The sequence below is a fragment of the Candidatus Reidiella endopervernicosa genome (assembly GCF_013343005.1).
Classification (GTDB): domain Bacteria; phylum Pseudomonadota; class Gammaproteobacteria.
Genome location: NZ_CP054491.1, coordinates 3,357,263 through 3,379,404, shown reverse-complemented (window position 1 = coordinate 3,379,404; position 22,142 = coordinate 3,357,263). Strand labels below are relative to the sequence as shown.

General features: G+C 56.7%; 25 protein-coding genes and 2 pseudogenes. 7 read left to right on the top strand and 20 right to left on the bottom strand.

Annotated elements, in window-relative coordinates:
• Window positions 1-480 precede the first annotated feature (480 nt).
• A complete protein-coding gene (locus HUE57_RS18295; RefSeq protein ID WP_078484463.1) occupies window positions 481-858 on the top strand; it encodes an HU family DNA-binding protein in 378 nt (125 codons plus the stop codon).
• Window positions 859-1,458: 600 nt separating this feature from the next.
• Here HUE57_RS18295 and HUE57_RS18290 read toward each other — a convergent pair.
• The 3 genes from HUE57_RS18290 to nudE are packed head-to-tail and all read right to left on the bottom strand — an operon-like array spanning window position 1,459 to window position 3,298.
• Entirely contained in the window at window positions 1,459-1,920 is a 462-nt protein-coding gene (locus tag HUE57_RS18290; RefSeq protein WP_078484464.1) for a tellurite resistance TerB family protein, read from the bottom strand.
• Between the two features lie 15 nt (window positions 1,921-1,935).
• A complete protein-coding gene (cysQ, locus tag HUE57_RS18285; protein ID WP_078484465.1) occupies window positions 1,936-2,760 on the bottom strand; it encodes a 3'(2'),5'-bisphosphate nucleotidase CysQ in 825 nt (274 codons plus the stop codon).
• Window positions 2,753-3,298 (bottom strand): ADP compounds hydrolase NudE, encoded by a 546-nt coding sequence (nudE, locus tag HUE57_RS18280; RefSeq protein WP_078484466.1) that lies wholly within the window; start codon window positions 3,296-3,298, stop codon window positions 2,753-2,755. The genes cysQ and nudE overlap by 8 nt, the downstream gene beginning before the upstream one ends.
• A gap of 103 nt (window positions 3,299-3,401) precedes the next feature.
• Here nudE and yrfG point away from each other — a divergent pair, with 103 nt between their 5' ends.
• A complete protein-coding gene (gene yrfG, locus HUE57_RS18275; RefSeq protein ID WP_078484467.1) occupies window positions 3,402-4,088 on the top strand; it encodes a GMP/IMP nucleotidase in 687 nt (228 codons plus the stop codon).
• 151 nt (window positions 4,089-4,239) lie between these two features.
• Here yrfG and HUE57_RS18270 read toward each other — a convergent pair whose 3' ends face one another.
• The 12 genes and pseudogenes from HUE57_RS18270 to gspG all read right to left on the bottom strand — a co-directional run bounded on the left by HUE57_RS18270 (window position 4,240) and on the right by gspG (window position 12,192).
• A complete protein-coding gene (locus HUE57_RS18270; RefSeq protein WP_078484468.1) occupies window positions 4,240-4,656 on the bottom strand; it encodes a YkgJ family cysteine cluster protein in 417 nt (138 codons plus the stop codon).
• A 58-nt stretch (window positions 4,657-4,714) separates the two neighbouring features.
• Window positions 4,715-6,049: a hypothetical protein gene (locus tag HUE57_RS18265; protein ID WP_174673660.1), complete on the bottom strand. Its 1,335-nt coding sequence runs from the start codon at window positions 6,047-6,049 to the stop codon at window positions 4,715-4,717.
• 134 nt (window positions 6,050-6,183) lie between these two features.
• Window positions 6,184-6,321: a hypothetical protein gene (locus HUE57_RS18260; protein ID WP_174673659.1), complete on the bottom strand. Its 138-nt coding sequence runs from the start codon at window positions 6,319-6,321 to the stop codon at window positions 6,184-6,186.
• Between the two features lie 25 nt (window positions 6,322-6,346).
• The gene (locus tag HUE57_RS18255) at window positions 6,347-6,733 is read right to left on the bottom strand and encodes a hypothetical protein (protein ID WP_174673658.1); all 387 of its coding nucleotides are present in this window, start codon (window positions 6,731-6,733) and stop codon (window positions 6,347-6,349) included.
• Window positions 6,734-6,946: 213 nt separating this feature from the next.
• Window positions 6,947-7,600 (bottom strand): type II secretion system protein N, encoded by a 654-nt coding sequence (gene gspN, locus HUE57_RS18250; protein WP_174673657.1) that lies wholly within the window; start codon window positions 7,598-7,600, stop codon window positions 6,947-6,949.
• A complete protein-coding gene (gene gspM / locus HUE57_RS18245; RefSeq protein WP_078484471.1) occupies window positions 7,597-8,082 on the bottom strand; it encodes a type II secretion system protein GspM in 486 nt (161 codons plus the stop codon). The genes gspN and gspM overlap by 4 nt, the downstream gene beginning before the upstream one ends.
• On the bottom strand, window positions 8,079-9,293 hold the full coding sequence (gspL, locus tag HUE57_RS18240; protein ID WP_078484472.1) for a type II secretion system protein GspL: 1,215 nt from the start codon (window positions 9,291-9,293) through the stop codon (window positions 8,079-8,081). Before gspL ends, gspM begins: the two co-directional genes overlap by 4 nt.
• A complete protein-coding gene (gspK, locus tag HUE57_RS18235; RefSeq protein ID WP_172840340.1) occupies window positions 9,293-10,219 on the bottom strand; it encodes a type II secretion system minor pseudopilin GspK in 927 nt (308 codons plus the stop codon). The genes gspL and gspK overlap by 1 nt, the downstream gene beginning before the upstream one ends.
• A gap of 4 nt (window positions 10,220-10,223) precedes the next feature.
• The gene (gspJ, locus tag HUE57_RS18230; RefSeq protein WP_078484474.1) at window positions 10,224-10,823 is read right to left on the bottom strand and encodes a type II secretion system minor pseudopilin GspJ; all 600 of its coding nucleotides are present in this window, start codon (window positions 10,821-10,823) and stop codon (window positions 10,224-10,226) included.
• Window positions 10,820-11,209 carry a type II secretion system minor pseudopilin GspI gene (gene gspI / locus HUE57_RS18225; RefSeq protein ID WP_078484475.1) on the bottom strand — a complete coding sequence of 130 codons (390 nt, stop codon included), beginning with the start codon at window positions 11,207-11,209 and terminating at the stop codon, window positions 10,820-10,822. The genes gspJ and gspI overlap by 4 nt, the downstream gene beginning before the upstream one ends.
• Window positions 11,206-11,751, bottom strand: a complete 546-nt coding sequence (gene gspH / locus HUE57_RS18220) for a type II secretion system minor pseudopilin GspH (RefSeq protein ID WP_078484476.1) — start codon at window positions 11,749-11,751, stop codon at window positions 11,206-11,208. The genes gspI and gspH overlap by 4 nt, the downstream gene beginning before the upstream one ends.
• Window positions 11,726-12,192 (bottom strand): annotated as a pseudogene (gene gspG, locus HUE57_RS18215) (type II secretion system major pseudopilin GspG). The gene gspH and the pseudogene gspG overlap by 26 nt, the downstream one beginning before the upstream one ends.
• A 76-nt stretch (window positions 12,193-12,268) precedes the next feature.
• Between gspG and rrtA the strand changes: the two are divergent.
• Window positions 12,269-12,850: a rhombosortase gene (gene rrtA, locus HUE57_RS18210; protein WP_236725736.1), complete on the top strand. Its 582-nt coding sequence runs from the start codon at window positions 12,269-12,271 to the stop codon at window positions 12,848-12,850.
• Between the two features lie 51 nt (window positions 12,851-12,901).
• Window positions 12,902-13,351, top strand: a complete 450-nt coding sequence (locus HUE57_RS18205) for an SH3 domain-containing protein (RefSeq protein ID WP_078484478.1) — start codon at window positions 12,902-12,904, stop codon at window positions 13,349-13,351.
• A gap of 242 nt (window positions 13,352-13,593) precedes the next feature.
• Here HUE57_RS18205 and HUE57_RS18200 read toward each other — a convergent pair whose 3' ends face one another.
• Window positions 13,594-13,839 (bottom strand): hypothetical protein, encoded by a 246-nt coding sequence (locus tag HUE57_RS18200; protein ID WP_174673656.1) that lies wholly within the window; start codon window positions 13,837-13,839, stop codon window positions 13,594-13,596.
• Between HUE57_RS18200 and HUE57_RS18195 the strand changes: the two are divergent.
• The 3 genes and pseudogenes from HUE57_RS18195 to HUE57_RS18185 all read left to right on the top strand — a co-directional run.
• Window positions 13,822-14,901: pseudogene (locus HUE57_RS18195) on the top strand (Glu/Leu/Phe/Val family dehydrogenase); the annotation flags it as partial. The gene HUE57_RS18200 and the pseudogene HUE57_RS18195 sit on opposite strands and share 18 nt — an antisense overlap.
• Before the next feature lie 77 nt (window positions 14,902-14,978).
• Window positions 14,979-15,215 carry a hypothetical protein gene (locus tag HUE57_RS18190; protein ID WP_174673655.1) on the top strand — a complete coding sequence of 79 codons (237 nt, stop codon included), beginning with the start codon at window positions 14,979-14,981 and terminating at the stop codon, window positions 15,213-15,215.
• 13 nt (window positions 15,216-15,228) lie between these two features.
• Complete coding sequence (locus HUE57_RS18185; RefSeq protein ID WP_174673654.1) at window positions 15,229-15,414, top strand: hypothetical protein; 186 nt, start codon at window positions 15,229-15,231, stop codon at window positions 15,412-15,414.
• 27 nt (window positions 15,415-15,441) lie between these two features.
• Here the strand turns inward: HUE57_RS18185 and HUE57_RS18180 are convergent, their stop codons facing one another.
• The 4 genes from HUE57_RS18180 to gspF all read right to left on the bottom strand — a co-directional run bounded on the left by HUE57_RS18180 (window position 15,442) and on the right by gspF (window position 22,142).
• The gene (locus tag HUE57_RS18180; protein ID WP_174673653.1) at window positions 15,442-18,126 is read right to left on the bottom strand and encodes a S8 family peptidase; all 2,685 of its coding nucleotides are present in this window, start codon (window positions 18,124-18,126) and stop codon (window positions 15,442-15,444) included.
• Between the two features lie 14 nt (window positions 18,127-18,140).
• The gene (locus HUE57_RS18175) at window positions 18,141-18,494 is read right to left on the bottom strand and encodes a hypothetical protein (protein WP_078484481.1); all 354 of its coding nucleotides are present in this window, start codon (window positions 18,492-18,494) and stop codon (window positions 18,141-18,143) included.
• Between the two features lie 244 nt (window positions 18,495-18,738).
• Window positions 18,739-20,877, bottom strand: a complete 2,139-nt coding sequence (locus HUE57_RS18170; protein ID WP_078484482.1) for a S8 family serine peptidase — start codon at window positions 20,875-20,877, stop codon at window positions 18,739-18,741.
• 50 nt (window positions 20,878-20,927) lie between these two features.
• Window positions 20,928-22,142, bottom strand: a complete 1,215-nt coding sequence (gene gspF / locus HUE57_RS18165; protein ID WP_078482700.1) for a type II secretion system inner membrane protein GspF — start codon at window positions 22,140-22,142, stop codon at window positions 20,928-20,930.

Sequence of the window (22,142 nt, the reverse complement as noted above, 5' to 3'; positions counted from 1 at the left end):
ACTCCATAATTTGCACTTCGTACTGGTGTGAGCGTTGCTCGCTATCATTATGGCACTAAAATTTAGCGCTGTTTTTACCGCTGTTGGGTGCTTTGGATGAGTTTAAAGTGATAGTAAGCGTGGTATTTATGACAATCTTTTAGTGCTACATATGTAGCGTATTTCTTATATAAGTCGTTGCTGATCCTGTAACAATTACTGGCTGTCATGACGAGTGGCGGAATAATGTTGATGCTAAATCTTCGGTTTTATAGAGGGTTATGTGGTTAAGTTGAGAAAGGATCGCAGAGTGAGATAGCCATATTTATCGCCTTCCCTATATGTTTGATTGCCAACCTGAAATGGTGAAGTTGCCAAACCCCTATATATATTGCTTAAAGGGTGATCAAAATCGCCAAACACCTATAGAAATAGGGATTAAAAGCAGTTATGTTATGCAACACCCTCACGCGGGAAACCACCAAAAAAGGAGTTAACTAGATGGCTGTAAAGAAAAAAGCTGCACCAAAAAAGAAGGCCGCTGCAAAGAAAGCTGCCGCTGCTGCACCTAAGAAAGCAGCAACCAAGACCGAGATTCTGAACAACCTCTCAGAGGCCACCGGTCTGACCAAGAAGGATGTCGGTGCTGTATTCGACGCCATGTCAGAAATGATCAACAAAGAGATCAACCCACGTCGTCGTGGACCGGGCGTATTCAATATCCCAGGTCTGATGAAGATCAAGGTTGTGAAGAAGCCTGCTACCAAGGCTCGCAAGGGCATCAACCCCTTCACCGGCGAAGAGATGATGTTCAAGGCGAAACCAGCACGCAACACCGTCAAGGTACTGCCGCTGAAGGCGCTGAAAGAGATGGTCTAAGCCCTTACCGGCCAATGATCAAGAAGAACCGGGGTTTGCCCCGGTTTTTTTTGGCCATGGATGGCCTTATGCCGCGAAGCACACGGATGTGCGAGAGCGGCGTGCTGAAGTCATCTGGATTGTGAGTCTAGAGAAAGGGATGCGCAGAGTTGCGATGCCACATCACAGGTTGTCTTTTCGTCTGCTTACTACGTTCCAGCGCCCATCTGCGATGCCCATTAACTATTGATAATGATGCTTCTCGACTGCACTACTCATGGTGCTAACGCGACACTCCTATCTCGTGAGCGGTACAGTAGATCTGTCATTGAATCGTTTCGTAGAGTGCTTCGAGTAATGCACTACGATTTGTATCTGTTACCGCGCGTTCTCCTCGAACTAATATCCTGGCGCTTGAAAGCACGCACTGCTGTGCGAAGTTCCAAAATGTAGGGTGGGCACGTTTATGCGCCCACGTGGCGCAAGAGTCGTAGGTTGGGTTGAATGATAAGGAAACCCAACATATCACCCACAACCGGGCCACATCGGCATTTGGTGTGTTTTGTTGCACCCAAGAGTACTTCCTCGCTTCGCTCAGGGCTCGCTCAACCTACCCTGCGGTCATTGATGTTTAGTTGCCCTGGATGCCTGTTGGCGTGCAGCGATGAAGTCGCGGTGGGGGAGGTAGATGAGGCTGGCGATTTTGCGGATCTGGTGTTCTTCGTGATCATCCTTATGGCCATCGGCGAAGGCGACGCGCCAGAGTAGTTCGATGATCTCTCTTTTCTCGCTGAGTTTGAAGTGGTCGTTGATCAGGCGGGTGTAGGGGTAGAGCGAGACGCTCTGTTCACTACTGCGTTCGGCCTCGTCCATCAGTAGCTTGAGGGCCGTCTCATCGAGTGAGAAGCGGTTGCGTAGTAGCTGTTCAATGGCAGAGCGTTCTGCTGTTTCGATGGTGTGATCGGCACGTGCTATCTCGATTAGCAGTGTGGCGGTTGCCAGCTGCACGCCATCGATGATGCTGCTGCTTTTGCTGCTACAGCGCCTGGAACGCTGTAGCAGGCGTCGTAATTGATCGATCATTGCCGTTAGAGCCTGTTACGCATTGTCGAGGTACTGCGACCAATCGTGTTGCTCTCCGTATACAAAGAAGTGCGGATTGAGCAGCGAATCCTTGGTGTTATAACGCAGCGGCTGCATGTCGGTTTCGGTCAGCTGACCACCGGCCTCTTCGACCACGCATTGTGCGGCAGCTGTATCCCACTCAGAGGTGGGGCCGAGGCGTGGGTAGAGATGAGCACGACCCTCTGCCACCAGGCACGATTTGAGCGAGCTACCCATGCCGATGATTTCGTATTCACCGATCCGTTCCAGGAAGGCGTTGAGTGAGTCGCCACGATGTGAGCGACTGCCAGCGACCCGAAGCGGACCGTCATTGTGTGATGCGACCTTGATCTGCTCAGGCTCGCCGCCGGGGATCTGCTTGAATGAACCGCCACCCTCCCAGGCGAAGTAGTCGACGCCACTGACCGGTACGTGGATCGAGCCGAGTACTGAGCGGTGGTTGTGGATCAGTGCGATATTGACGGTGAACTCACCGTTACGTTTGATGAACTCGCGGGTGCCGTCGAGCGGATCGACCAGCCAGTAGGTGCTCCATTGGCTGCGTTCGGAGAAGGGGATGTTCGCCTCCTCTTCAGAGAGTAGTGGTATCTCGGGTGTTAGTGCTGCGAGCCCTGCCTTGATGGCACCGTGTGCTGCCATGTCCGCCTGGGTCAGTGGCGACTGGTCTTCTTTCAGTTCAACACTAAATTCGGTGTTGTAGATCTCGATAATGAGACGACCCGCCTCACGTGATAGTTCGGCTACTGGGCCGATCAGTGCCTCGAGATCGAGTGGGCAGGGGGTGTTTGATTCAGACATTGTTGGTCCTTTCGCGTATCAAAAACAGTGCGGCAATGGTGCGCGCCTCGGTGCACTCTTCATGTTGCAGTAGTTGATCGAGTTGGCTCAGTTTCCACGGCACTACCTCAAGCTCCTCGGGTTCGTCACCCTCCATCCGTTTCTCATAGAGCCGTTCGGCCAGCACGATATGGGTGGTGTGCCCCAGATAGCCGGGTGCGAGGGTCAGAGAGGTGACGTGTGTTAGCTGTTCTGCGCCGTAACCTATCTCCTCCATAATCTCGCGATTGGCCGCCTCGACTGGAGGTTCGCCTGCCTCGATGCGCCCCTTTGGAAGGGTCAGTTCGTAACGATCGACACCGGCGGCATATTCGCGCACCAGTAGCACTGTGTCGGCATCGAGCATCGGTACGATCAGTACCGCACCGTGCGGAGAGCCGATCAGACGCTCGTAACTCACCTCGACGCCATTACTAAAACGTAGATCGAGCTGCTCGACTTTGAAGAGTCGAGTGGATGCGATCATGGTGGTACTGAGGACTTCAGGTTTTTTTTGCATCGTCTCGGTTATGGGTGTTGCTGGGCAGCCGACATTGTACATCAGCTCTGAGGCTGGCACAGGTCGGTGGGAGGGTCGATAATAGAGGGCAAAGGAGCCCCTTATGACCAATGCGACCGAACCCGACTGGAGTGCGATCCACACCCTGTTTCTCGACATGGATGGAACGTTGCTCGATCTGCACTTCGATAACTACTTCTGGCAGGAGCATGTGCCGCAGCGATATGCCGAGATCAATGAACTTGAGATCGAGCGGGCGCGTGAATTGCTCTATCCACGTTTTCAGGCTGCCGAGGGGACGATGGAGTGGTACTGCGTCGACTACTGGAGTCAGGAGCTGGGACTCGATATCGCAATGCTCAAAGAGGAGGTCGATCATCTGATCGCGATCCATCCCCACGTGGTCGATTTTCTCGAGGCGCTTGAACGCTCAGGACGTCGCCGTGTGCTGGTAACCAATGCGCATCAGAAGAGCCTGGCGTTAAAGATGGAGAAGACGCAGCTGGCGGGCCACTTCGAAAAAATTATCTGCACCCACGACTTCGGCAAGCCGAAAGAGGAGACCAGCTTCTGGGATGCCTTGCAGGCGGTGGAACCGTTTGAACCAGCCTCAACGCTGTTGATTGATGACAGTCTGCCAGTACTGCGCTCAGCACACAGCTACGGTATTAAACATCTGCTTGCGGTACGTAATCCCGATACCAGGGGAGCGGCGCGGGATACTGCTGACTTCACAGCTCTGGATCACTTCGAATCTCTGTTGGAATTGGCCGAGCGATCACCAGCATAAGAGTAGCGGTGACTAACCGCACGCTCCTCGTGCTGGGGAGGAGGATGTACTGCTGTGAATCGCGGAGAGTGGTGAGCGGCGTTCAGGATTAGACTTCGTTTTATTCGGGCTACGATCCTGTGTGGTTATTTCTAACCGACTCAGGGTCAGGTCAGGCCCACTTCTTGAAACGTTTCTTGCAGTATTTCAGTAGTGATTTGTAGCTGTCGAAATAGAGGTTGAAGCCATCTTCGGCGGGCGCATCAAGTTCGCAGTAATCATTGCTATGGTCGCGGCAGATGCCGGGGCGTTCATGATAGATGCCGCATCGACCATCGCCTTGTAGGTGAAGGCATGGCGAGTCGACCAGTAGTGTCCAGCCATCGTCGTCTTTATAGAATCTGATGTTCTGGTGTGAGATCTGCCACAGCATATGCTGGAAGTCCGCCTTGGAGCGTGGCGTGTCGATCACCTGGGTAATGTAGGTACAACACTTCGAGCCGACGCAAAAACTGCACTTGTTCTCAGGAGTGATCTCCAGCGGTATATCTTTCAACGCTTTTTTCGAACTCTTTTTTGACTTGCCCATGGTGCTGTCCGTTACCTGTGATGTTGTGGAGTATAACGCCCTGTGATGAATTTAATATTTACTTGTGCAGGGTGAACTGATCGAAACGTTGCGTCTGCACCAGACTCGAGCCCGCCTTGGCCTTTACCCGTTGACCGGTGACGGCGGTTAGGTGCAGCTGGCGTCCCTTTTGATAGATGCCCTTGGCAGCAATCATCGTTGTCGGTAGGCCGATCTCAGGCTGCGCCTTTAGGAACAACGATGCCCTGGCCGGTTCATCATCATAGCCACAGTGGGTAGGTGTGGCGTTGCCATCGAGAAAGGCGATGCCGATCTCTATATGGCCGGTACCATCATTTTTTAGCCAACGTACGGTGGCGAGTTGCGGCGGATTGTCATCCGGGACTGGCATGGCGATCACCTCCCCGACGTGTATCTCGACACCGCTGCTGGTTGTACTACTGAGCTGGTTACCTTCGTTGTGTTCATTGACCACGCGCCAGCTTGAGAGCAGGGATTCTCGGTGGCTGGTGAGATAGTCACAGATGCCCTCCAGGCCAACAATCAACGACACATAACGCTCGGCCGATTCACGGGGCAGCTTTCGTTCGCTGACCGCCATGGATAGCGAAGCGAAGGCGGTTAGTCCGCGATAGTCGACGCCGTCTGCATATTCGTAGTTGAGAGCGCGAGCGGACGACGAAGAAGATGCAGCAGCGGCTTTATGTCGGCGTAGAGTCACTGAGGGAGTTGTGTAGAGCCGCGAAGAGGTGATTACGCAACGTACGCAGGACGGTCGGGGCGCCGAAGGCATAAACGGTCGCGTTAAGTTTTTGCTGTTTGCTTGGGCTTGGATGCCCAAAACAAACTTTCGCAAAAATAGCGACTCCCCGGGTTCCTGGCCTCGGTGTTGGCTGGAGAGACGCGCCAGCATCGGTTCGGCCTGTTTTTCATGTCCATTCTCAATGCGCTGTTCCAGCTCATCGAGCAGTGGTCCAATGTCGTAAATTCGCGGCACTTCGGCACGCTCAACATCGCCCTCCTTGCAGCCGCGCGGGGGAGAGTCGCCATTGAGGTCGATCAGAAAGCTGCCCTGACACTTGGCCGCTTCGGCGCTGTCGATGCGGCAGAGTGGTGCCAGTTCTAGATAGGCCTGAAACAGTGGCAGCAGCTCATTCTCGCCGAGTCGGAATGGATCACTGATGGTCAGTAACATCACTCGTTTGTAGAGATTGGCGGTGGTGCTACTGTCGCGTCGTCCGATCGCCGGAGTGTTCTCGCAGCCACTCTGTTCAGCATAGTAGTAGAGTTGGTGCAGCTCGAGTAGAGCGAAGGGTGGCACCGGTCCGTAGTAGCGGTAGGTGTGCAGCAGTCCGAGGGTGATCTGTTCCATGCTGCGAAAGATCGCCAACAACAGCCGCTGACCGCCATGGAGAGCGAAGTGAGGGCGGTTAGTCCCCGATAGTCGACGCCGTCTGCCTATTCGTAGTTGAGAGCGCGAGCGGACGACGAAGAAGATGCAGCAGCGGCTTTATAGTCGGCGTAGAGTCACTGAGGGAGTTGTGTAGAGCCGCGAAGAGTGATTACGCAACGTACGCAGGATCGGTCGGGGCGCTCGAAGGCATAAACGGTCGCGTTAAGTTTTGCTGTTTGCTTGGGCTGATGCCCAAAACAAACTTTTCGCAAAATAGCGACTTCCCGGAGCTTATCTTTACTCAGGTTCGAGCTTGTTGCGATAACCCTCCATCACTACCAGTTTGTACCCGTCAGCCAGGGTGGCGAAAAGCAGTCCCACCTGGTCGATAAACTCATTCTGCTCGTCACTCTGCTGAATCTGTTTAATCAACTGCTTGATATCGACAGCGCTGAAGAGTCGTTCGACAGGTTTACGATAGAGTTCAAGCAGGTTGATACGCTGTTTGATCGGCATCTTCTGTGCGTTAAATGCCTCGAGTCGCTCTCTGATCTGCCTGGCGGTGTCACTGTAGTTGAATAGTGGCAGTTCGTTGAGCCAGCGATTGAGCGCCCGCTCCTTGAGATCGACCGAGGGGTCGTCGTAGTTGTGCTGGTCGGGGGTTGTTAGCAGTAACAGAGACATAGGGTGATCGGTCTATGTAGAGCGTTGGTCTCTTATCTATGGTGCGGTGTGGGTCAATGTGGAGGCTTAATACTAGAGTGTCAGAGGAAGCTGGGGAAGCCTACCACTGAGATTGATTGCTGCACGGTTACTGTTGCCTCGTGCGCCAAGCATTGAGAGTAGCTGCTGCAGGTCGGTGACGTCTGTACGAGTTGCGTAGATTGAGGACACTGCTCAGACATTGAGTTCATCTGGCGTCGATGGCTGACTCCTTGAGATATGGAGGTCGTGTGGCGTAGATACCCTCGAGGTATCGCTGTGGTGATGATCGATCTGCAGTCCCTGCTCATTTGTTGCAAATGTCGCCTTGAGATCACCCAGTGCGACCGGTTGTGCCAGACTGAAGCTGGCGTCACGCCAGATCAGTTCTCCTGTCAGTGATTTAATCTGTTTTCCAGCAAGGCGTGCCTGTGTTAGCCGTAGTTCAAGTTTGCCGGTGGGTTTCACGGCTGCGGCCATCGGTGGGAGGGGTAGCTGTGCCAGCGAGCTGATAGCGGTGAGACCATCAATGCCAACGAGTTGCTCGGCATCGATTGAGAGCAGACCTTCGCCCTTCACTAGTCGACTCTTGATCTGGGTATTGAAGCCTATCCGTCCGGATAGAAGTGCAGTGGGCGCATAACACCACTCAACGTTCTCCAGAGTGGTGTTATCGATACGGACCGATGCCGCATTTCCCGACCAGAGTGTGCCGCCTGGAGTGTGCAGCTTGAGCTGCGGTAGGTGAGCGCCAAACCAGCCATTAAGGTGTGTGGCAGGCAGTGTGATCACCAGCATTAATAGATAGGCCCCAACGGCGAGACCGAGGTAACGAAGTAGCGGCTTCATGGTGCGCGACGCTGCAGGGTCAGACGTGCGTTGACGATCCCGGCGCTCTCCTGCCTGTCGATCTGTAGCGTGGCGATGGTGATACCGTAACGGCTTTGCAACTCGCCGAGCCAGTGCATCAAGATGTCGAAGCGGCTCTGCTCGAGCCAGACACGCACACTTGTATCGCTGTCGGGTTGTAATCGCTTGATCTGAGATCCCAACTTGCGCAGTTTGGCAGTGCGATCGGTGAGCGAGAGTAGTGATTCGTTACTTCCCTGGGGCGTCGTTGTGCGACCACGCAGCGACGCCGCCTCGAGACGTGCCTGCTCCATCCAGTTAAGGGTGTCGCGCTGCTGCTCAACGCGCTGTTGAAGACGTGTGTTGCTCTTCTGGTAGGGCTCCCAGACCAGCGCATAGAGCGCTAGTGCGAGTAGCGCTACAGCGCCAAACATCAGCATGCGGCGTTCTCGTGCCTCTAGCCCACTCCACCACTGACTCATGAGCCGCTCCTGATGCGCAGACGACCCTCAATGCGACCATTGCGTGAGGTAGCGGAGGCGATCTCGACATTGAGTGATGTGTCGTTATCGAGCTGCTGCTTGAGTTGATCGATCAGCTGCAGGTTCTCAGCGCGCAGGTCGAGCTCCAGTGTGCCGTTACGATAATTGATGGTCTCGATTGAGACGCCATCCAGTTGCTGGATACGCTCTCCGCTTTTCTCCAGTAGCGGTAGTGCGCCGCTGCTACTGGCGCTGCGCTGGCGCAGCTTGACCAGCTTCTGCTCCATTAGCGCCTTCTCTCTTCCGGTTACAAGCTTGCTCTTTGGAAAGGCCTCGAGATAGATCTGTTCGATTTGCTGCTGGTTGTTTTTGCTCTCATCCTGCAGCGCCTGATAGTCACCGATGGTGGCGGTGCCACTCAGGGACAATGCGATCATTAACATCGCGGCGCTGGGAATCCACGGCTTGAGGTTGCGCCCCATTTGTTCACGACGACTGAACTCACCCTGCAGCAGCTCAATCGGTGTTGTGGCCAGGTAGCCTCTGGCATACAGAGGCAGGGTGCCGTCGGCCAGCTGTTTAACGACGAGCTCAATATTGGCGAAGTGGGGCAGAGGAGTGGCCTGACTGCGAAGATCGCTGACCATGATCTGTGCGGGCGGATTCTCTCCCATCTCATCTATGGCGAGTTGTAACACCCTGTCGAGATTGTCAGGGTCGATAGCATAGCCACGGAGGGTGCCACTGCGCAGCAGTGCGCGACGATCATCCAGTAGCAGGTGCCATGTATCCCCATCAAGCGGGAGTAGTTGTGGCTCGGCGACGATCGAGGTGAGAGTCAGGCCGTGTGCGGCGAACTGCTGCTGCCAGTCGATGAGTCTCGATTTGGCAATCACGGCAACCGGCAACGGTGCGTTACCGGTGGGGCGAGGATAGGCGAAGTGGAGCAGCTCGACCTCTTCGCTTAGCTGCTCCTCCATCGCAAAGGGGAGCGCCTGCTGCAACTGCTGGCGACTACGAGTGGGGATTGAGACCTCTGTTAGTAGTAGCGACTCGGCGGGTGCAATCAGGGTGAGGCGGGTGGTGCCGGCGTGACGTGCCAGTTCACTGAATGTGCCGTGTTGCGGCAGGCTGGCACGGCCACCACGATCGAGCGTGACCCAGTGAAGCGCATCTTCACCCTCGAGCTGTAGCAGGATGGTCGGCTCCATCAGTACTCTCCCCGACTGCGCATCAAGATGGCCACCGAACCGTTAGTGGGTCGCTGTACAAGGGTGTGGTGAAGGAGTCGGCTTCGACCGATTTCGCTTTGGCTGTGGATCATGAAGTAGTCTGTGGTCACACCGAGGCCGTTGCCGTCGATTTCGCGTCCTGCAAAGGCCTTATCTTGCAGGAATTGAGCGGTAGTGGCAAAGGCGTTTTCATCCCTTGTCTCGATCAGCGAATCGATGTCACTGCGCTCAAGATCATCGGCCAGGGTCAGCAGAATTTCATCGGGTGCGGTGTTTATATTGATCTTGCTCGGTTGCGGTAGTGCGGTGATGTAGGGGCGCAGGGCCCTAATGTTGTCGGTATCAAAACCGCGGATCAGTCGCAGCTCGCTGATCGAGCCGATCTCCCGGTTGGCGGTGCGGTAGGCGGGTTGCAGACCGAGGTAGTAGTCATCCTCCGCACCATCGGGATAGCGCGGATTGATGTCTTCATCGATCCAGTCGGTGACCGCCTGTAGCAGCGCAGCTTCGAGACCGAGCTGTTTTAGCAGTCGCTCAAAGCGTTTGCGCGCCAGTTCACCACGCGCCTCCCTGGCAATGAGGTTGTTGAGATTAAAACGCCCCTGCAGCTCCTCAATGTTGCCGGAGATGTATCCCCCTTCGACCTCCATCGGCGGCAGGATGGTGGCCCAGTCATCACTGAGGCTATCGGTCTTATTTTCACCACGATCCTTCAACAGTTGATTGATACCCCACGCCTCAGCACCGAGTGCGTAGTGGCGGGTCTGATCGCTATGGATCATATTGGCAGTGCGACGAATATCGAGCTGCTGGCGGGTGACCATCGCCGTTGCAGCGGTGGCGGCCAACGCCACCACCAGTAGGGCGGTGATCAGTGCCACGCCGCGCTGTCGGTATAGGTCCAACACCCTAGCCCCCTACCCGGAAGAGTCGGCTGATACGCCCGTAGTCTTCGGTCTCAATGATGACCTCAATGGCGAGGGGGCGGGGCGTGGTGGCTGCACCGATCTGTGTGGGTGGCCAGCTCTGTTGCCACTCACGTTTATCATCCATCACCCGTAGTGAGATCTGTTCGATACCATCGCTCAGTTCGATCTCAACCGCCTCGCTGTCGGGCGCGCGGTCGAGTACCCGCCAGTGGTGACGGCGCAGGCGCTGCTCATCGAAGCTGTAGGCGACACGCTGCAGCGCGCTGCGTGGGAGGTTGGCTGGGTTTCGCCGACCGCTGCGGGTCAGCTCCAGCAGTGCACCGTCGCTACTGTAGATCTGCAGGGCTGGCAGGCTATCGCCGTATGCACCGCGCACCGGACGTTCGACTGCCTGTTCGATATCGCGTTCCAGATAGCGAAACAGCTTTTGAAGCTGCTGGAGTCGATCGGCCTGTCGTTCGGTATGTTCATGACTCTCCAACACCGAGGCGAGTCCGCCGTAGGCGAGCACCGAGAGGGTGGCGAAGATCGCAATCGCGACCATCAATTCCAGCAGTGTAAAACCGTGCTGCCGCTTCATTGGGTGATCTTCTCGGTTGGACGGGTCAGCAGGGTGACCACGCGTGCCAGCGACGAGTCACTCTCCTTGTTGAGACGTACCTCGATCTCAATCCGTTTCAGGTCTCTGTCGGCGGTGGGGTGGACGGCCATTTGCCAGTGCCACTCCAGATCGGCCGGCTCGCTCTCACCCTTCTGGGTACGGTTCTCCGGCCAGGCGTTGGCAAGCTGCAGTTCGTTGGCCTTATTACTGGCGACCCAGTGTGCGAGTGTCTTGTCGCGCAGGTGGGAGAGGGTGTTGGCACTCTGTCCGCCGCTCTGGATCAGGGCACCGAGTGCCACCGCCAGGATCGACAGTGCGACCAGTACCTCGAGCAGGGTGAAGCCGCGTTGATTTCTTCGTGTCACTCCTCACCTCGTTGCAGTGAGAGCTGGCCGATGGCGTTGGCGCTGATCAGATAGTGCTGCTCGCTGTCGAACAGTTGTAGCTTCAGTTCAAAGGGGGCGATCTCACCATCGGAGAGCAGCAGGAGTTGCGGTTGCGGATCGTCCCCTGCTTCGAGTGCCACCTCAAGGCCATCGAGATAGAGTGTTGCCTCTATATCTTCGGGGAGGGTGCGGGGTCGTAGGGTGTCATCCTCCAGGGCGACCCAGTTCTCCAGATCGAGCTGCAGAAAACGGTAACCCTCAGCGCTGATTTCCACCCCCAGCTCCCTCGAGCCGAGTACCGCCTCCTCGGAGGCGAGTTCCAGCAGCGCGGTAATACGCTGCGCCTCCCGCTTAACCCGATCATCACCACTGCTGTTGAGCGATAGGGAGGCGAAGCTGAGCAGGATGCCGATAATCACCAGCACCACCATCAGCTCCAGCAGGGTAAAGCCGTTTTTACGGCCATGTGGGTAGGGTTGGGGCAGGCGGAGCGCCTTACTCCCAGTTGCCGATGTCGGCATCGTTCCCTTCGCCGTCAGGTTGGTTGTCGGCACCGTAGGAGAAGATGTCGATCTCCGCGTTGCGTACACCGGGGTTCAGGTACTGGTAGTCACTACCCCAGGGATCCTGTGGCAGGCGAGCAATATAGCCCCCCGATTTCCAGTTTCGCGGTTCGGGTGAGTCACTCGGTTTGCTGACCAGTGCATCGAGTCCCTGGTCGGTGGTGGGGTAGTGGTGATTGTCGAGTTTGTAGAGGTTGAGAGCGCTTTCCAGAGTACGTACATCCTGACGCGCCTTGGTGATACGCGCCGCATCGGGTCGGTCCATGATTTTGGTACCACCACTGCGGCGAGAATGCCGAGGATGACCACCACCACCAATATCTCAATCAAGGTGAAACCGTGCTGCTTCCGTTGCACGGGGAACTCTCGGTTGCCCTCTGTTATTCTCACTGTCAACATTCCAATTTCCAACTGTTTTGAGTCGGCTCATCATAGCCAATTACCCTGTGTTTTTCATGACCATAAGAGAGATTGTGTGAACCAGTTTCCACTAAAGGTGATAAGACGCTGGCAGTGGGCGCTCTGGGTAGCGCTACCAGCACTGATGATCGCCCTGATTGGCGAGAGTGCAGTGGAGCTGCTGCGCTACGATCGGGGCGCGATTCTCGCGGGGGAGTGGTGGCGGTTGATCAGCGGTCATTGGGTCCATCTCAACATCATGCATCTGTTGCTCAACCTCGCCGGCCTGTTATTGGTAGCGATCCTCTTCGATCGCGCCCTGCCGATACGCAGCTGGTTACTATTGGTGCTGCTCTCAGCTCCGCTGGTTTCGATCGCCCTGCTGCAATTCGATCGGGAGCTGATCCACTATGTGGGTCTCTCCGGTCTGCTGCACGGCCTGTTTGTGGCCGGAGCTCTCGTCTCGATCGGTCGGATGCGTGTCGAGTCGATGGGGCTGTTGCTGGCGATTGCAGCCAAGCTCGCCTGGGAGCAGTTCAATGGCGCTACGCCCGGTACCGCAGAGCTGGTCGGTGGTCGGGTGATCGTCAATGCACACCTCTATGGTGCGATTTCGGGGCTGCTGCTGATCGGGTTATTACGTAGACAAACACGATAGCGACGGTGGTAATCTAGTGACTAACTTCAAAGTAACCCAACCACATAAGAGATGATGAGAGAGAGAGACAACCGAATCGATCCCCGCGAGCTGCCCGAGGATATGGGGTTGGCGGTCGAGCCGAAGCGTAGAAAACCGAAACCCAGGCCTGAGCAGAGCAAGACCTGGCTTAAGGTCACAGGCGCTCTGGTAGCGCTGTTTGTGCTCAGTTCGGTGATCTACAACTGGAGCGGTGAGAGTGAAACGCCTGAGTCGAGCGAGAGTGCGCAGGGTAAGTCTGAGCCGCTACCTGAGCCAGCTGTTGATCATCGCGAACAGCGTTGGGTGCATGAGCGGGTCAATATGCGCGGCGGTGCGGGAACCAGTCATGCGGTGATCGAGACCCTGGCTGTAGGCTCGCAGTTGGCGGTGATCAGCCAGTCGGGTCGCTGGTCAAAGGTCGAGACCGAGAGCGGTCTGGTTGGCTACATCTATAGCCCGCTGTTAAAACGCGAGCGGTAGAACGAAATGCTTTGAGCTATAAGTATCAGAAGAAGGCGATAAAAAAAGCCACCTTACTCATCCTTCCCTAAGGAGATGTTATGGCAGTCGAACAAGAACCCACCTTCCGTGAAAGTGTCGACCTGATGGTCGACCGCGCCCTGGCAACGATGGATCTCGATGCGGGGACACAGCAGGCGATCGCTGACCGCCATGGATAGCGAAGCGAAGGCGGTTAGTCCGCGATAGTCGACGCCGTCTGCCTATTCGTAGTTGAGAGCGCGAGCGGACGACGAAGAAGATGCAGCAGCGGCTTTATGTCGGCGTAGAGTCACTGAGGGAGTTGTGTAGAGCCGCGAAGAGGTGATTACGCAACGTACGCAGGACGGTCGGGGCGCCGTAGGCATAAATGGTCGCGTTAAGTTTTGCTGTTTGCTTGGGCTTGATGCCCAAAACAAACTTTCGCAAAATAGCGACTCCCCGACAAGTCGTGTAACTCTGTTATTCAAATTCGCTTTCCAGTAAAGATTAAAGGTGAGATTGAGGTCTTTACCGGCTGGCGAGCCGTTCACAGTAACCACCGGTTGCCGGTCAAGGGTGGTATTCGCTATGCGTCCTACGCCGACCAGGATGAGGTGGAGGCGCTAGCTGCGCTGATGACCTACAAGTGTGCGATTGTCGATGTCCCGTTTGGCGGATCCAAGGGTGCGCTGCAGATCGATCCAAGTAAGTATGACCGCGATGCCCTCGAACAGATCACCCGTCGCTTTACCCTGGAACTGGTGCGAAAGGGTTATCTCAGTCCCTCAGAGAATGTACCGGCACCCGATGTTGGTACCGGTCAGCGTGAGATGGCGTGGATGGCAGACACCTATAAACACCTCCATCCCGAAGATATTAACTACATGGCCTGTGTGACCGGCAAGCCGGTCAACCACGGGGGTATCCGTGGTCGAGTCGAGGCGACTGGGCGCGGTGTTGAGTATGCGCTGCAGGAATTCTTCCGCCATCCTGCCGATGTTGGTCATGCCGGGATGAGCGGTACGCTTGAGGGGAAGCGGATTATCGTGCAGGGGCTGGGTAATGTCGGCTACCACGCCGCCAAGTTTCTCAGCGAAGATGATGGTGCGTTGATCACGGCGATCATCGAGCGTGATGGTGCATTGATTAACGATAAAGGCCTCAAAGTTGAGGCGGTCTATCAGTACATCCAGGAGCACGGCACCATCAAGGGTTACCCGGATGCGAGCTTCGAGGCTGATGGAAAGGTGGTGCTGGAGAAGAGTTGTGACATTCTGATCCCTGCGGCGCTTGAGGGTCAGATCACGGTGGAGAACGCAGCGCGGATCGATACCAAGCTGATCGCGGAAGCGGCCAATGGCCCGGTTACCTTTGGTGCAGATGCGATTCTGCGTGAACGCGGTATCACCATCATGCCCGATGCCTACGTCAATGCGGGCGGTGTCACCGTCTCCTACTTCGAGTGGATCCGAAATATCTCCCATATCCGTTTCGGTCGCATGCAGCGGCGTCAGGATGAGATGCGCGGTCACCAAATCGCCAATCTGCTCCGGGGAGTCGCTATTTTGCGAAAGTTTGTTTTGGGCATCCAAGCCCAAGCAAACAGCAAAACTTAACGCGACCGTTTATGCCTTCGGCGCCCCGACCGTCCTGCGTACGTTGCGTAATCACCTCTTCGCGGCTCTACACAACTCCCTCAGTGACTCTACGCCGACATAAAGCCGCTGCTGCATCTTCTTCGTCGTCCGCTCGCGCTCTCAACTACGAATATGCAGACGGCGTCGACTATCGCGGACTAACCGCCTTCGCTTCGCTATCCATGGCGGTCAGCGGAGGAGGTCACCGGCTTCTCAATCTCCGATAAGGTTAAAAAAGATGTGACGAGTGGTGCCAGCGAGGTCGATCTGGTCCGCTCAGGCCTGGATGACACCATGCGCCTCGCCTACCAGTCGATGCGTGAGAAGATGCTTGAAAATGGGCGGGTCAACGACCTGCGCACAGCCGCCTATGTTGTGGCGCTGGAGAAGGTGTCACGTTCCTATCTCGATATCGGTGTCTATTGATTGCGAGCAGCGCAATTACACCAGAGCCTAACGACGAAAGAGCCTCAAACAGAGCAGCGCTAGCAGGGCCGAGAGGCTCAGCGAGCCACCACCGCTACTGCTGCCCCCACCACTAACCGTTGATCGATCAGGTGATGCCTCGACCGTGATGGTCACCTGCTGGCTATCTGAGTAACTGCTGTTGCCGCTATCGGTAGCGATAAAGGTGATTCGATGGATACCGACCAGAGAGAAGGTCGGGCTCCAGCTGAAGTCGGCCGTACCGTCACCATTATCGGTCAGTGTTGCAGTGCTCGGTAAACTGGTGGCAGTAAGTAGAGGGTCGCTCCCATCGCTGTCGGTGGCACTGATACTGAAACTCAAGGTCTCTCCCTCGATTACCGTCTGATTGTCGATGCTGGCTAGTACCGGTGCTACCTCGGCCTCAACGCTGATGGTGATGGTCTGGCTGTCGGTTAGCCCTGAGTCGTTTCGATCGGTGGCGATGAAGGTAATGGAGTGGTCGCCGGTCTGACTGGGCGATGGAGTCCATAGGAAGTAGGCCGTTCCCTCATCATTGTCGAGCAGCGTTGCGCCACTGGGCAACCCCGTGGCGGTAAGCAGTGGATCGGTGCCATCGGTATCAGTGCCGGAGATCGAGAAGCTGAGTTGTTCGCCTTCCATTACCGATTGGTCGTCGATCGTGTTGAGGGTCGGCGCAACATCGCCAACAACGCTGAAGGTGACAGTCTGGCTGTCGGATGAACCGCTATCGTTACGGTCGGTGGCGGTGAAGGTGATGTCGTGATCACCGATCTGGCCCGAGGTCGGTGCCCAGGAGAAGTCAGCGGTACCATCATCGTTGTCACCAAAGGTGGCGCCGGTAGGGAGAGTGGCTGCGGTCATGATCGGGTCAGAGCCGTCACTATCAGTTGCGGTGATGGTTAGTGTGTTGGTATCGCCGACGACGATGGTTTGGTTTTCAATGGTGAAGAGAGTCGGTGTGCTGACATTGTTAATGTTGATGATGACGGTGTCGGTATCGGTGCGTGACTCATCGTCGGTCACGGTCAGTTCAAAAGTGAGTGAGCCGGAGCTGTTCGGAATGGTCACGGTTGGTGTTGCGGTGGTGCTACCGGTGATAGTGGCGGTGGTGCCTGCGGTCTGGCTCCAGCTAAAGGCCGTTACACAGTCATCGGCTACCGAACCACTCAATTGAATCTCGTCTGTTGGATCACCTGCCGTGTCACTTCCGGCATCGGCGGTGGGGTCGGTCGCGGGGCGAGCGCAGCCGACTGCTGCATAGGCGTTGAGGATGCCCGCTCCACAGGTTGAGGTAGTGCAGTCATCGCCAGTACCGGTGGGAAAGATTCGAGCTGAATCTTTTAGTTTCTGTTCAATTTCGGTAGGCGTCAGTGTCGCATCAACGGCGAGCATTAACGCGGCTACACCCGAGACATGTGGCGTGGCCATGCTAGTACCGCTGTAGTATGCGTAGGTGTCGCTGTTGTCTAGCGTGGTGTTGCGGTGTCGAGCGTGGAGGACGCTGGATCCAGGCGCAGAAATATCGACAAGCGCGCCGAAGTTGCTGTAGCTGGCAAGGCCGCCAGTACGGTCGACCGCAGCAACGGCTACCACGCCATCGCAGTTGGCAGGGGCACTGTTGCTGACGTTACCGCTATCATTACCAGCCGCTGCAACGATTACAGTGCCTGCTGCGGTGACGGCATCAACCGTGTTTTGCTCCGATGTGCTACAGCTGCCAGAGCCACCCAGGCTGAGGTTGATGACCTTGGCGGGGTTTGGATTGTCGCTGACACCTGGGACCGAAATGCCTGCGGCCCAGCTCATGCCGTCAATGATGTCAGAGGTGTATCCGCCACATTTACCCAGTACGCGGATGGGAAGTAGTTTTCCGGTCCAGTCGACTCCGGCTACGCCTTTGCTGTTGTCTGAATCTGCGGCGATAGTGCCAGCGACGTGGGTGCCGTGCCATGAACTGCTTTCTACATCACATCCAAAGAGGACACTGCCACCATCAATACTCTCTGCGTTACTGACCCAGTCGCCCGGGTCGGTTGGGTCTGCATCGCGGGCATCACCATCGTTGGCGGTGGTGTAATCACCCGCGCCATCTTCATCGACGAAATCGTATCCCGGCAGCACGCGGTCGTCGTCATCGTTGATATTGCCATCGGCAACGATGTCGGTGTGAGGTAGTAAGCCGGTATCGATGACTGCAGTGATGACTGAAGCGCTACCGGTGGTGATGTCCCAAGCCTTCTCAAGATTGGCTGAACCCGGTTCGCTGTCATCGATGACATCGTGCAGAGGCCACTGATCGTCGTAGCGAGTGTCGTCGGGTTCTGCCATTGGGAAGCGGATGTAGTCGGGCTCAACATACTCAACCTCGGGATCAAATTGTATGCGTTGAGCGATCATTCTTACATCGTAGATAGAGAGGTGTCTGGGTAGGCGAATGACCTCAGATCTGCCCGACATGCGTCGGTGATGTTTGATGGTGTTGCCAGCACGTACGGCGAGTCGACTGATGCGGTCGCTATTCAGTGCGCGCCGTTTTCCATCGCTTTCGGGGCGTAGTTTGACGATTAAACGGTCGGTGTGATCACCAAGCAGCAACCTGCGGGCATCCTGATACTTTCCGCCAGCTGTGGCAGAAGTAGTGAGGGTGCAAAGCAGGACCGGTAAAACGATCCGGGTGACTGTTTTCATCGACTATCCATCGGTTACTTCGCGGTTTTACGTCGAGCATCCAGCTCGGCATAGATTGTGTCTTCTCGGTTGTTGAGTCTCTCGATGAGGCGGTTCAGGTGCGCCATGTCGGTCAGACTGCCCGCATAGAGCAGATGAGCGCCACCCGATGTTGCTCGTATATATTTAAGTGTCGCTTCGGTACCTTCACCCAGCTGTGCCATATAGGCGTTATCGGCAGGTGCAGCCACCTCTGGAGTGAATTTAATGATAATACGCGCGCTTAGATCACCGTTCGCGGGTTTGTCGACGACACACCCCGTCATTAGCAGCGTCAGAAATAGTATTGCTGCAGCCAGGAGTCGATTGAATTGATTGTGGTATTTCATGGCGAGGCGCCTTTGGGTTGCTTTGTTACCCCCGGTTATAGCGCCCAGGCCGGATGGTAACAATCGCCCGTCACTCAGAGTGTGAACTACCGCACATCACTGTACCAGCTGATTGAGATCGAAGGTCGGCAGCACGATACTGCCCATCAGCAGAATTAGCAGCGTCTCGAAGATGTCGAGCAGCCCAGCGATCACCGTCTCATCGATATTGCGGTGCGGTGGGGCTGATTACACGCTCGCTTTGCTAACGCACTTTCAGGCGGCGTGAGAGCATGGCGAGGAAGACGAAGAGAGGAAGTAGACCGAGACTACCGCCACCACCTCCGCTTGAGCCTGATGAGGTGTTCGAAACCGTCACGGTGATCGTCTGTCTGTCGATCAGAGCGTTGTTGCTACGGTCGGTGGCGGTGAAGATGATCTCGTGACTCCCTCCCTGATCAGAACCCGGTGTCCAGTTGAAGTTTGCGCTGCCGTCGTGGTTGTCATCGTAGGTCGCTCCTAATGGGAGGTCGCTGACGGTGAGTCGCGGATTGCTGCCGTCGACGTCGCTGGCGGTGACGGTAAATTCGAGCATAGTGCCCGCAGAAGCGTTTCGGTTGGATAGGGTGGTGAGGATCGGCGCGGCGTTCTCGACGGTGATGGTGAAGCGCTCGTAGTCGACCAGCGAATGATCATCGCCGTCGGTGGCGATGACGATTACATTGTAGCTGCTGTCATTGTTGGTCTCATTGGAGTTGAGAGTAATGGTTGCTGAGCCGTTGCCGCCAGCGCTAAAGAGGGCGTTGGTGGGCTGCCCCGCAGCGACGATTATCGGTGCTGTGGTGCCGCTGTAGTCGACGCTGATCGGGATGTTGAGATTGTCGCCACTGGTGATGGTGTGGTCGGCGAGCGGTGCGATTAGCGGCTTGTCTCGTGTGTAGATCAGTGCCTGATGGGCATCGAGAATACCTTCGCCGCAGAGCGGGGTATGGCAATCGCCACCGGCGCTGCCGGTACCGAGGGGGAAGGTACGCGCGGTTGAGGTGAGAATCGTCTCGACCTCCGATGGCAGGAGGGTCGGGTCGATGGCGAACATCAGTGCGGCAACACCGGCGACGTGGGGGGTGGCCATGCTGGTACCGACATAGCCGAGGTAACTGTTGTCGTTATTGGCTGTGGTGGTGCCGCCGTCGAGTGTGGAGAGAATCTCGTTGGTATCACCGCCGGGGGCGGCGATGTCGATCAGGGTGCCGTAGTTGCTGTAACTGGCCAGACCGCCGGCGCGGTCGACGGCGGCGACCGCGATCACATCGTTGCAGTTGGCGGGGGCGCTGATGCTGACGTCCCATGCGTCGTTGCCTGCTGCCACCACCACGACCGCACCGGCGGCGGTGACCGCGTCGATGGTGTTCTGCTCGGTGGTGCTGCAGTCGCCGTAACCACCGAGACTGAGGTTGAGCACCTTGGCGGGGTTGGCGTTGTCGGGCACCCCGGGGACGGAGAGGCCGGCCGCCCAGCGCATGCCGTCGGTGATGTCGGAGTTGTAGCCGCCGCATTTACCGAGCACGCGCACTGGCAGCAGCTTGCCCACCCAGTCGACGCCGGCAACACCGCTGTTATTGTCGCTGTCGGCGGCGATGGTGCCGGCGACGTGGGTGCCGTGCCAGGAGCTATCCGCGACGAAACAGCCGAAGAGGCTGCTCTCGGCGTCACTGCTCTCGGCGTTGGTTACCCAGTCGCCCGGGTCGGTCGGGTCGGTGTCGCGGCCGTCGCCATCATTGGCGGAGGTGTCATCGCTGACGAAGTCGTCATAGTCGACGAAGTCGTAGCCGGGTACGACGCGGTCATCGCCGTCGTTGATGTTGCCGTCGGCGACGATGTCGGTATGGGGCAGCAGGCCGGTATCGAGTACTGCCGTCACTACCGAGGCGCTACCGGTGGTGATGTCCCACGCCTTTTCCAGGTTGGCCGAGCCCGGTTCGCTATCGTCGGTGACATCGTGCAGATGCCACTGTTCGTCGTAGTGTGTGTCGTCGGGGGTGGCCATCGGGTAGCGGATGTAGTCGGGTTCGACGTAGTCGACATCGGGGTCTTCGGCGATCGAGGCTGCGAATGTCTTGACCGTGTCGATGGTGTAGTGTGCAGGAAGCCGTACCACCTCGGCGCGACCAGACATGCGCCGGTGTGGTGTTAGTGTGATCCCTGCAAGGCCGGAGAGGCGGCTAACTCGATCGTGATTGAGCGCTGTGCGCTTGTCGCCCTGCGTGTCGTGGAGCTTGATGATTAATCGATCGGTGTGGCGACTGCCTCCCGCTTCGCGCTCCGCAGCCACGCCGGGGTTTGTTAGCGCCAGTAGTGCAAGCGACAGCGTTGCGCCAATCAAATGTTTCACAATCACGTCCATGTTATCTCTCCCTTCTTCCCTTAATTCCTTGTTGTGATGTCTCCCTGCTGCTACTGCACCAGCTGGTTGAGATCGAAGATCGGCAGCAGGATAGCCAGCACGATAATCAGTACGATACCACCCATTACCAGAATCAGCAGTGGCTCGAAGATGCCGAGCAGTCCGGCGATCAGCGTCTCGACCTCGCGCTCCTGATTGGTGGCGGCGCGCTCCAGCATCTCTTCCAGCTTGCCGCTGGCCTCTCCGCTGGCGATCAGGTGTAGCGTCATTGGTGGGAAGTGGCCGCTCTGCTCCAGTGCTGTGTGCAGGTTGCTACCCTCGCGTACCTTGGTGGCCGCTTCATCAATGGCGTGGCGCATCGGCAGGCTACCAACCACCTGTGAGGAGATGTTGAGTCCGTCGAGTGCCGGTACGCCGCTGGCGGTGAGAATGCTGAAGGTGCGGGCGAAGAGTGCGGTGTTAAGACCACGGTTGAGTCGTGCGATGAGCGGTAGTTTCAGCAACAGGGTGTGGAATTGGTAGCGCGGTCCCTCGTGACGTAACAGTCGCTGCAGTGCAATTGCGGAGAGGCCGAGCGCAAGTACCAGATAGATGCCGTAGCTTTGCAGAAATTCACTCAGTGTGATCAGTGCGCGTGTGAGCCACGGCAGTGTCTGACCGATGTTATCAAAAACACGCACCACCTCGGGTACCACGTAGGTGAGCAGACCGCCGGCAATCAGTACCGACATCACAGTGAGTAGTGCTGGGTAGAAGAGAGCGAGCTGGATCTTCTGCTGCATCTGCTGACGGTTTTCGGTGTAGTCGGCGAGCCGCTCCAACACGGTGTCGAGGTGCCCCGACTGTTCGCCTGCGGCCACTGTGGCGCGATACATGTCGGGGAAGATGTGGCTGAAGCGTCCCATCCCCTCGGCGAGCGGGTGGCCGGCCATTACCTGCGCGCGTACCTCGAGCAGCATGCTCTTGATGCGCGGTTTATCGCTCTGTTTGGCGACCGACTGCAGCACCTCCTCGAGTGGCAGCCCGGCGCGAATCAGGGTGGCGAGTTGGCGGGTGATCAGTGCCAGATCGGTGGCGCCGATGCTGCGCACAAAAAGCTGTTGCTTCTGGCTGCGCTGTTCACGTTCGGTAACCGGTTCGACCTGAAGCGGTGTGAGCTGCAGGTCGCGCAGCTGCTGACGGATCTGGCGAGCGGTATCGCCTTCCAGCACCCCCTTGCGGGTCTTACCGGTGTTGTCGAGTGCCGCGTATTCGAAAGCGCTCAT

What these genes read in the sequence shown, in the direction of transcription:
- HUE57_RS18295 (WP_078484463.1), top strand. Translation starts at nt 481, where the DNA reads ATGGCTGTAAAGAAAAAAGCTGCACCAAAAAAGAAGGCCGCTGCAAAG.
- HUE57_RS18290 (WP_078484464.1), bottom strand. Translation starts at nt 1,920, where the DNA reads ATGATCGATCAATTACGACGCCTGCTACAGCGTTCCAGGCGCTGTAGC.
- cysQ (WP_078484465.1), bottom strand. Translation starts at nt 2,760, where the DNA reads ATGTCTGAATCAAACACCCCCTGCCCACTCGATCTCGAGGCACTGATC.
- nudE (WP_078484466.1), bottom strand. Translation starts at nt 3,298, where the DNA reads ATGCAAAAAAAACCTGAAGTCCTCAGTACCACCATGATCGCATCCACT.
- yrfG (WP_078484467.1), top strand. Translation starts at nt 3,402, where the DNA reads ATGACCAATGCGACCGAACCCGACTGGAGTGCGATCCACACCCTGTTT.
- HUE57_RS18270 (WP_078484468.1), bottom strand. Translation starts at nt 4,656, where the DNA reads ATGGGCAAGTCAAAAAAGAGTTCGAAAAAAGCGTTGAAAGATATACCG.
- HUE57_RS18255 (WP_174673658.1), bottom strand. Translation starts at nt 6,733, where the DNA reads ATGTCTCTGTTACTGCTAACAACCCCCGACCAGCACAACTACGACGAC.
- gspN (WP_174673657.1), bottom strand. Translation starts at nt 7,600, where the DNA reads ATGAAGCCGCTACTTCGTTACCTCGGTCTCGCCGTTGGGGCCTATCTA.
- gspM (WP_078484471.1), bottom strand. Translation starts at nt 8,082, where the DNA reads ATGAGTCAGTGGTGGAGTGGGCTAGAGGCACGAGAACGCCGCATGCTG.
- gspL (WP_078484472.1), bottom strand. Translation starts at nt 9,293, where the DNA reads ATGGAGCCGACCATCCTGCTACAGCTCGAGGGTGAAGATGCGCTTCAC.
- gspJ (WP_078484474.1), bottom strand. Translation starts at nt 10,823, where the DNA reads ATGAAGCGGCAGCACGGTTTTACACTGCTGGAATTGATGGTCGCGATT.
- gspH (WP_078484476.1), bottom strand. Translation starts at nt 11,751, where the DNA reads ATGCCGACATCGGCAACTGGGAGTAAGGCGCTCCGCCTGCCCCAACCC.
- HUE57_RS18205 (WP_078484478.1), top strand. Translation starts at nt 12,902, where the DNA reads ATGATGAGAGAGAGAGACAACCGAATCGATCCCCGCGAGCTGCCCGAG.
- HUE57_RS18190 (WP_174673655.1), top strand. Translation starts at nt 14,979, where the DNA reads ATGCCTTCGGCGCCCCGACCGTCCTGCGTACGTTGCGTAATCACCTCT.
- HUE57_RS18180 (WP_174673653.1), bottom strand. Translation starts at nt 18,126, where the DNA reads ATGAAAACAGTCACCCGGATCGTTTTACCGGTCCTGCTTTGCACCCTC.
- HUE57_RS18175 (WP_078484481.1), bottom strand. Translation starts at nt 18,494, where the DNA reads ATGAAATACCACAATCAATTCAATCGACTCCTGGCTGCAGCAATACTA.
- HUE57_RS18170 (WP_078484482.1), bottom strand. Translation starts at nt 20,877, where the DNA reads ATGGACGTGATTGTGAAACATTTGATTGGCGCAACGCTGTCGCTTGCA.
- gspF (WP_078482700.1), bottom strand. Translation starts at nt 22,142, where the DNA reads ATGAGCGCTTTCGAATACGCGGCACTCGACAACACCGGTAAGACCCGC.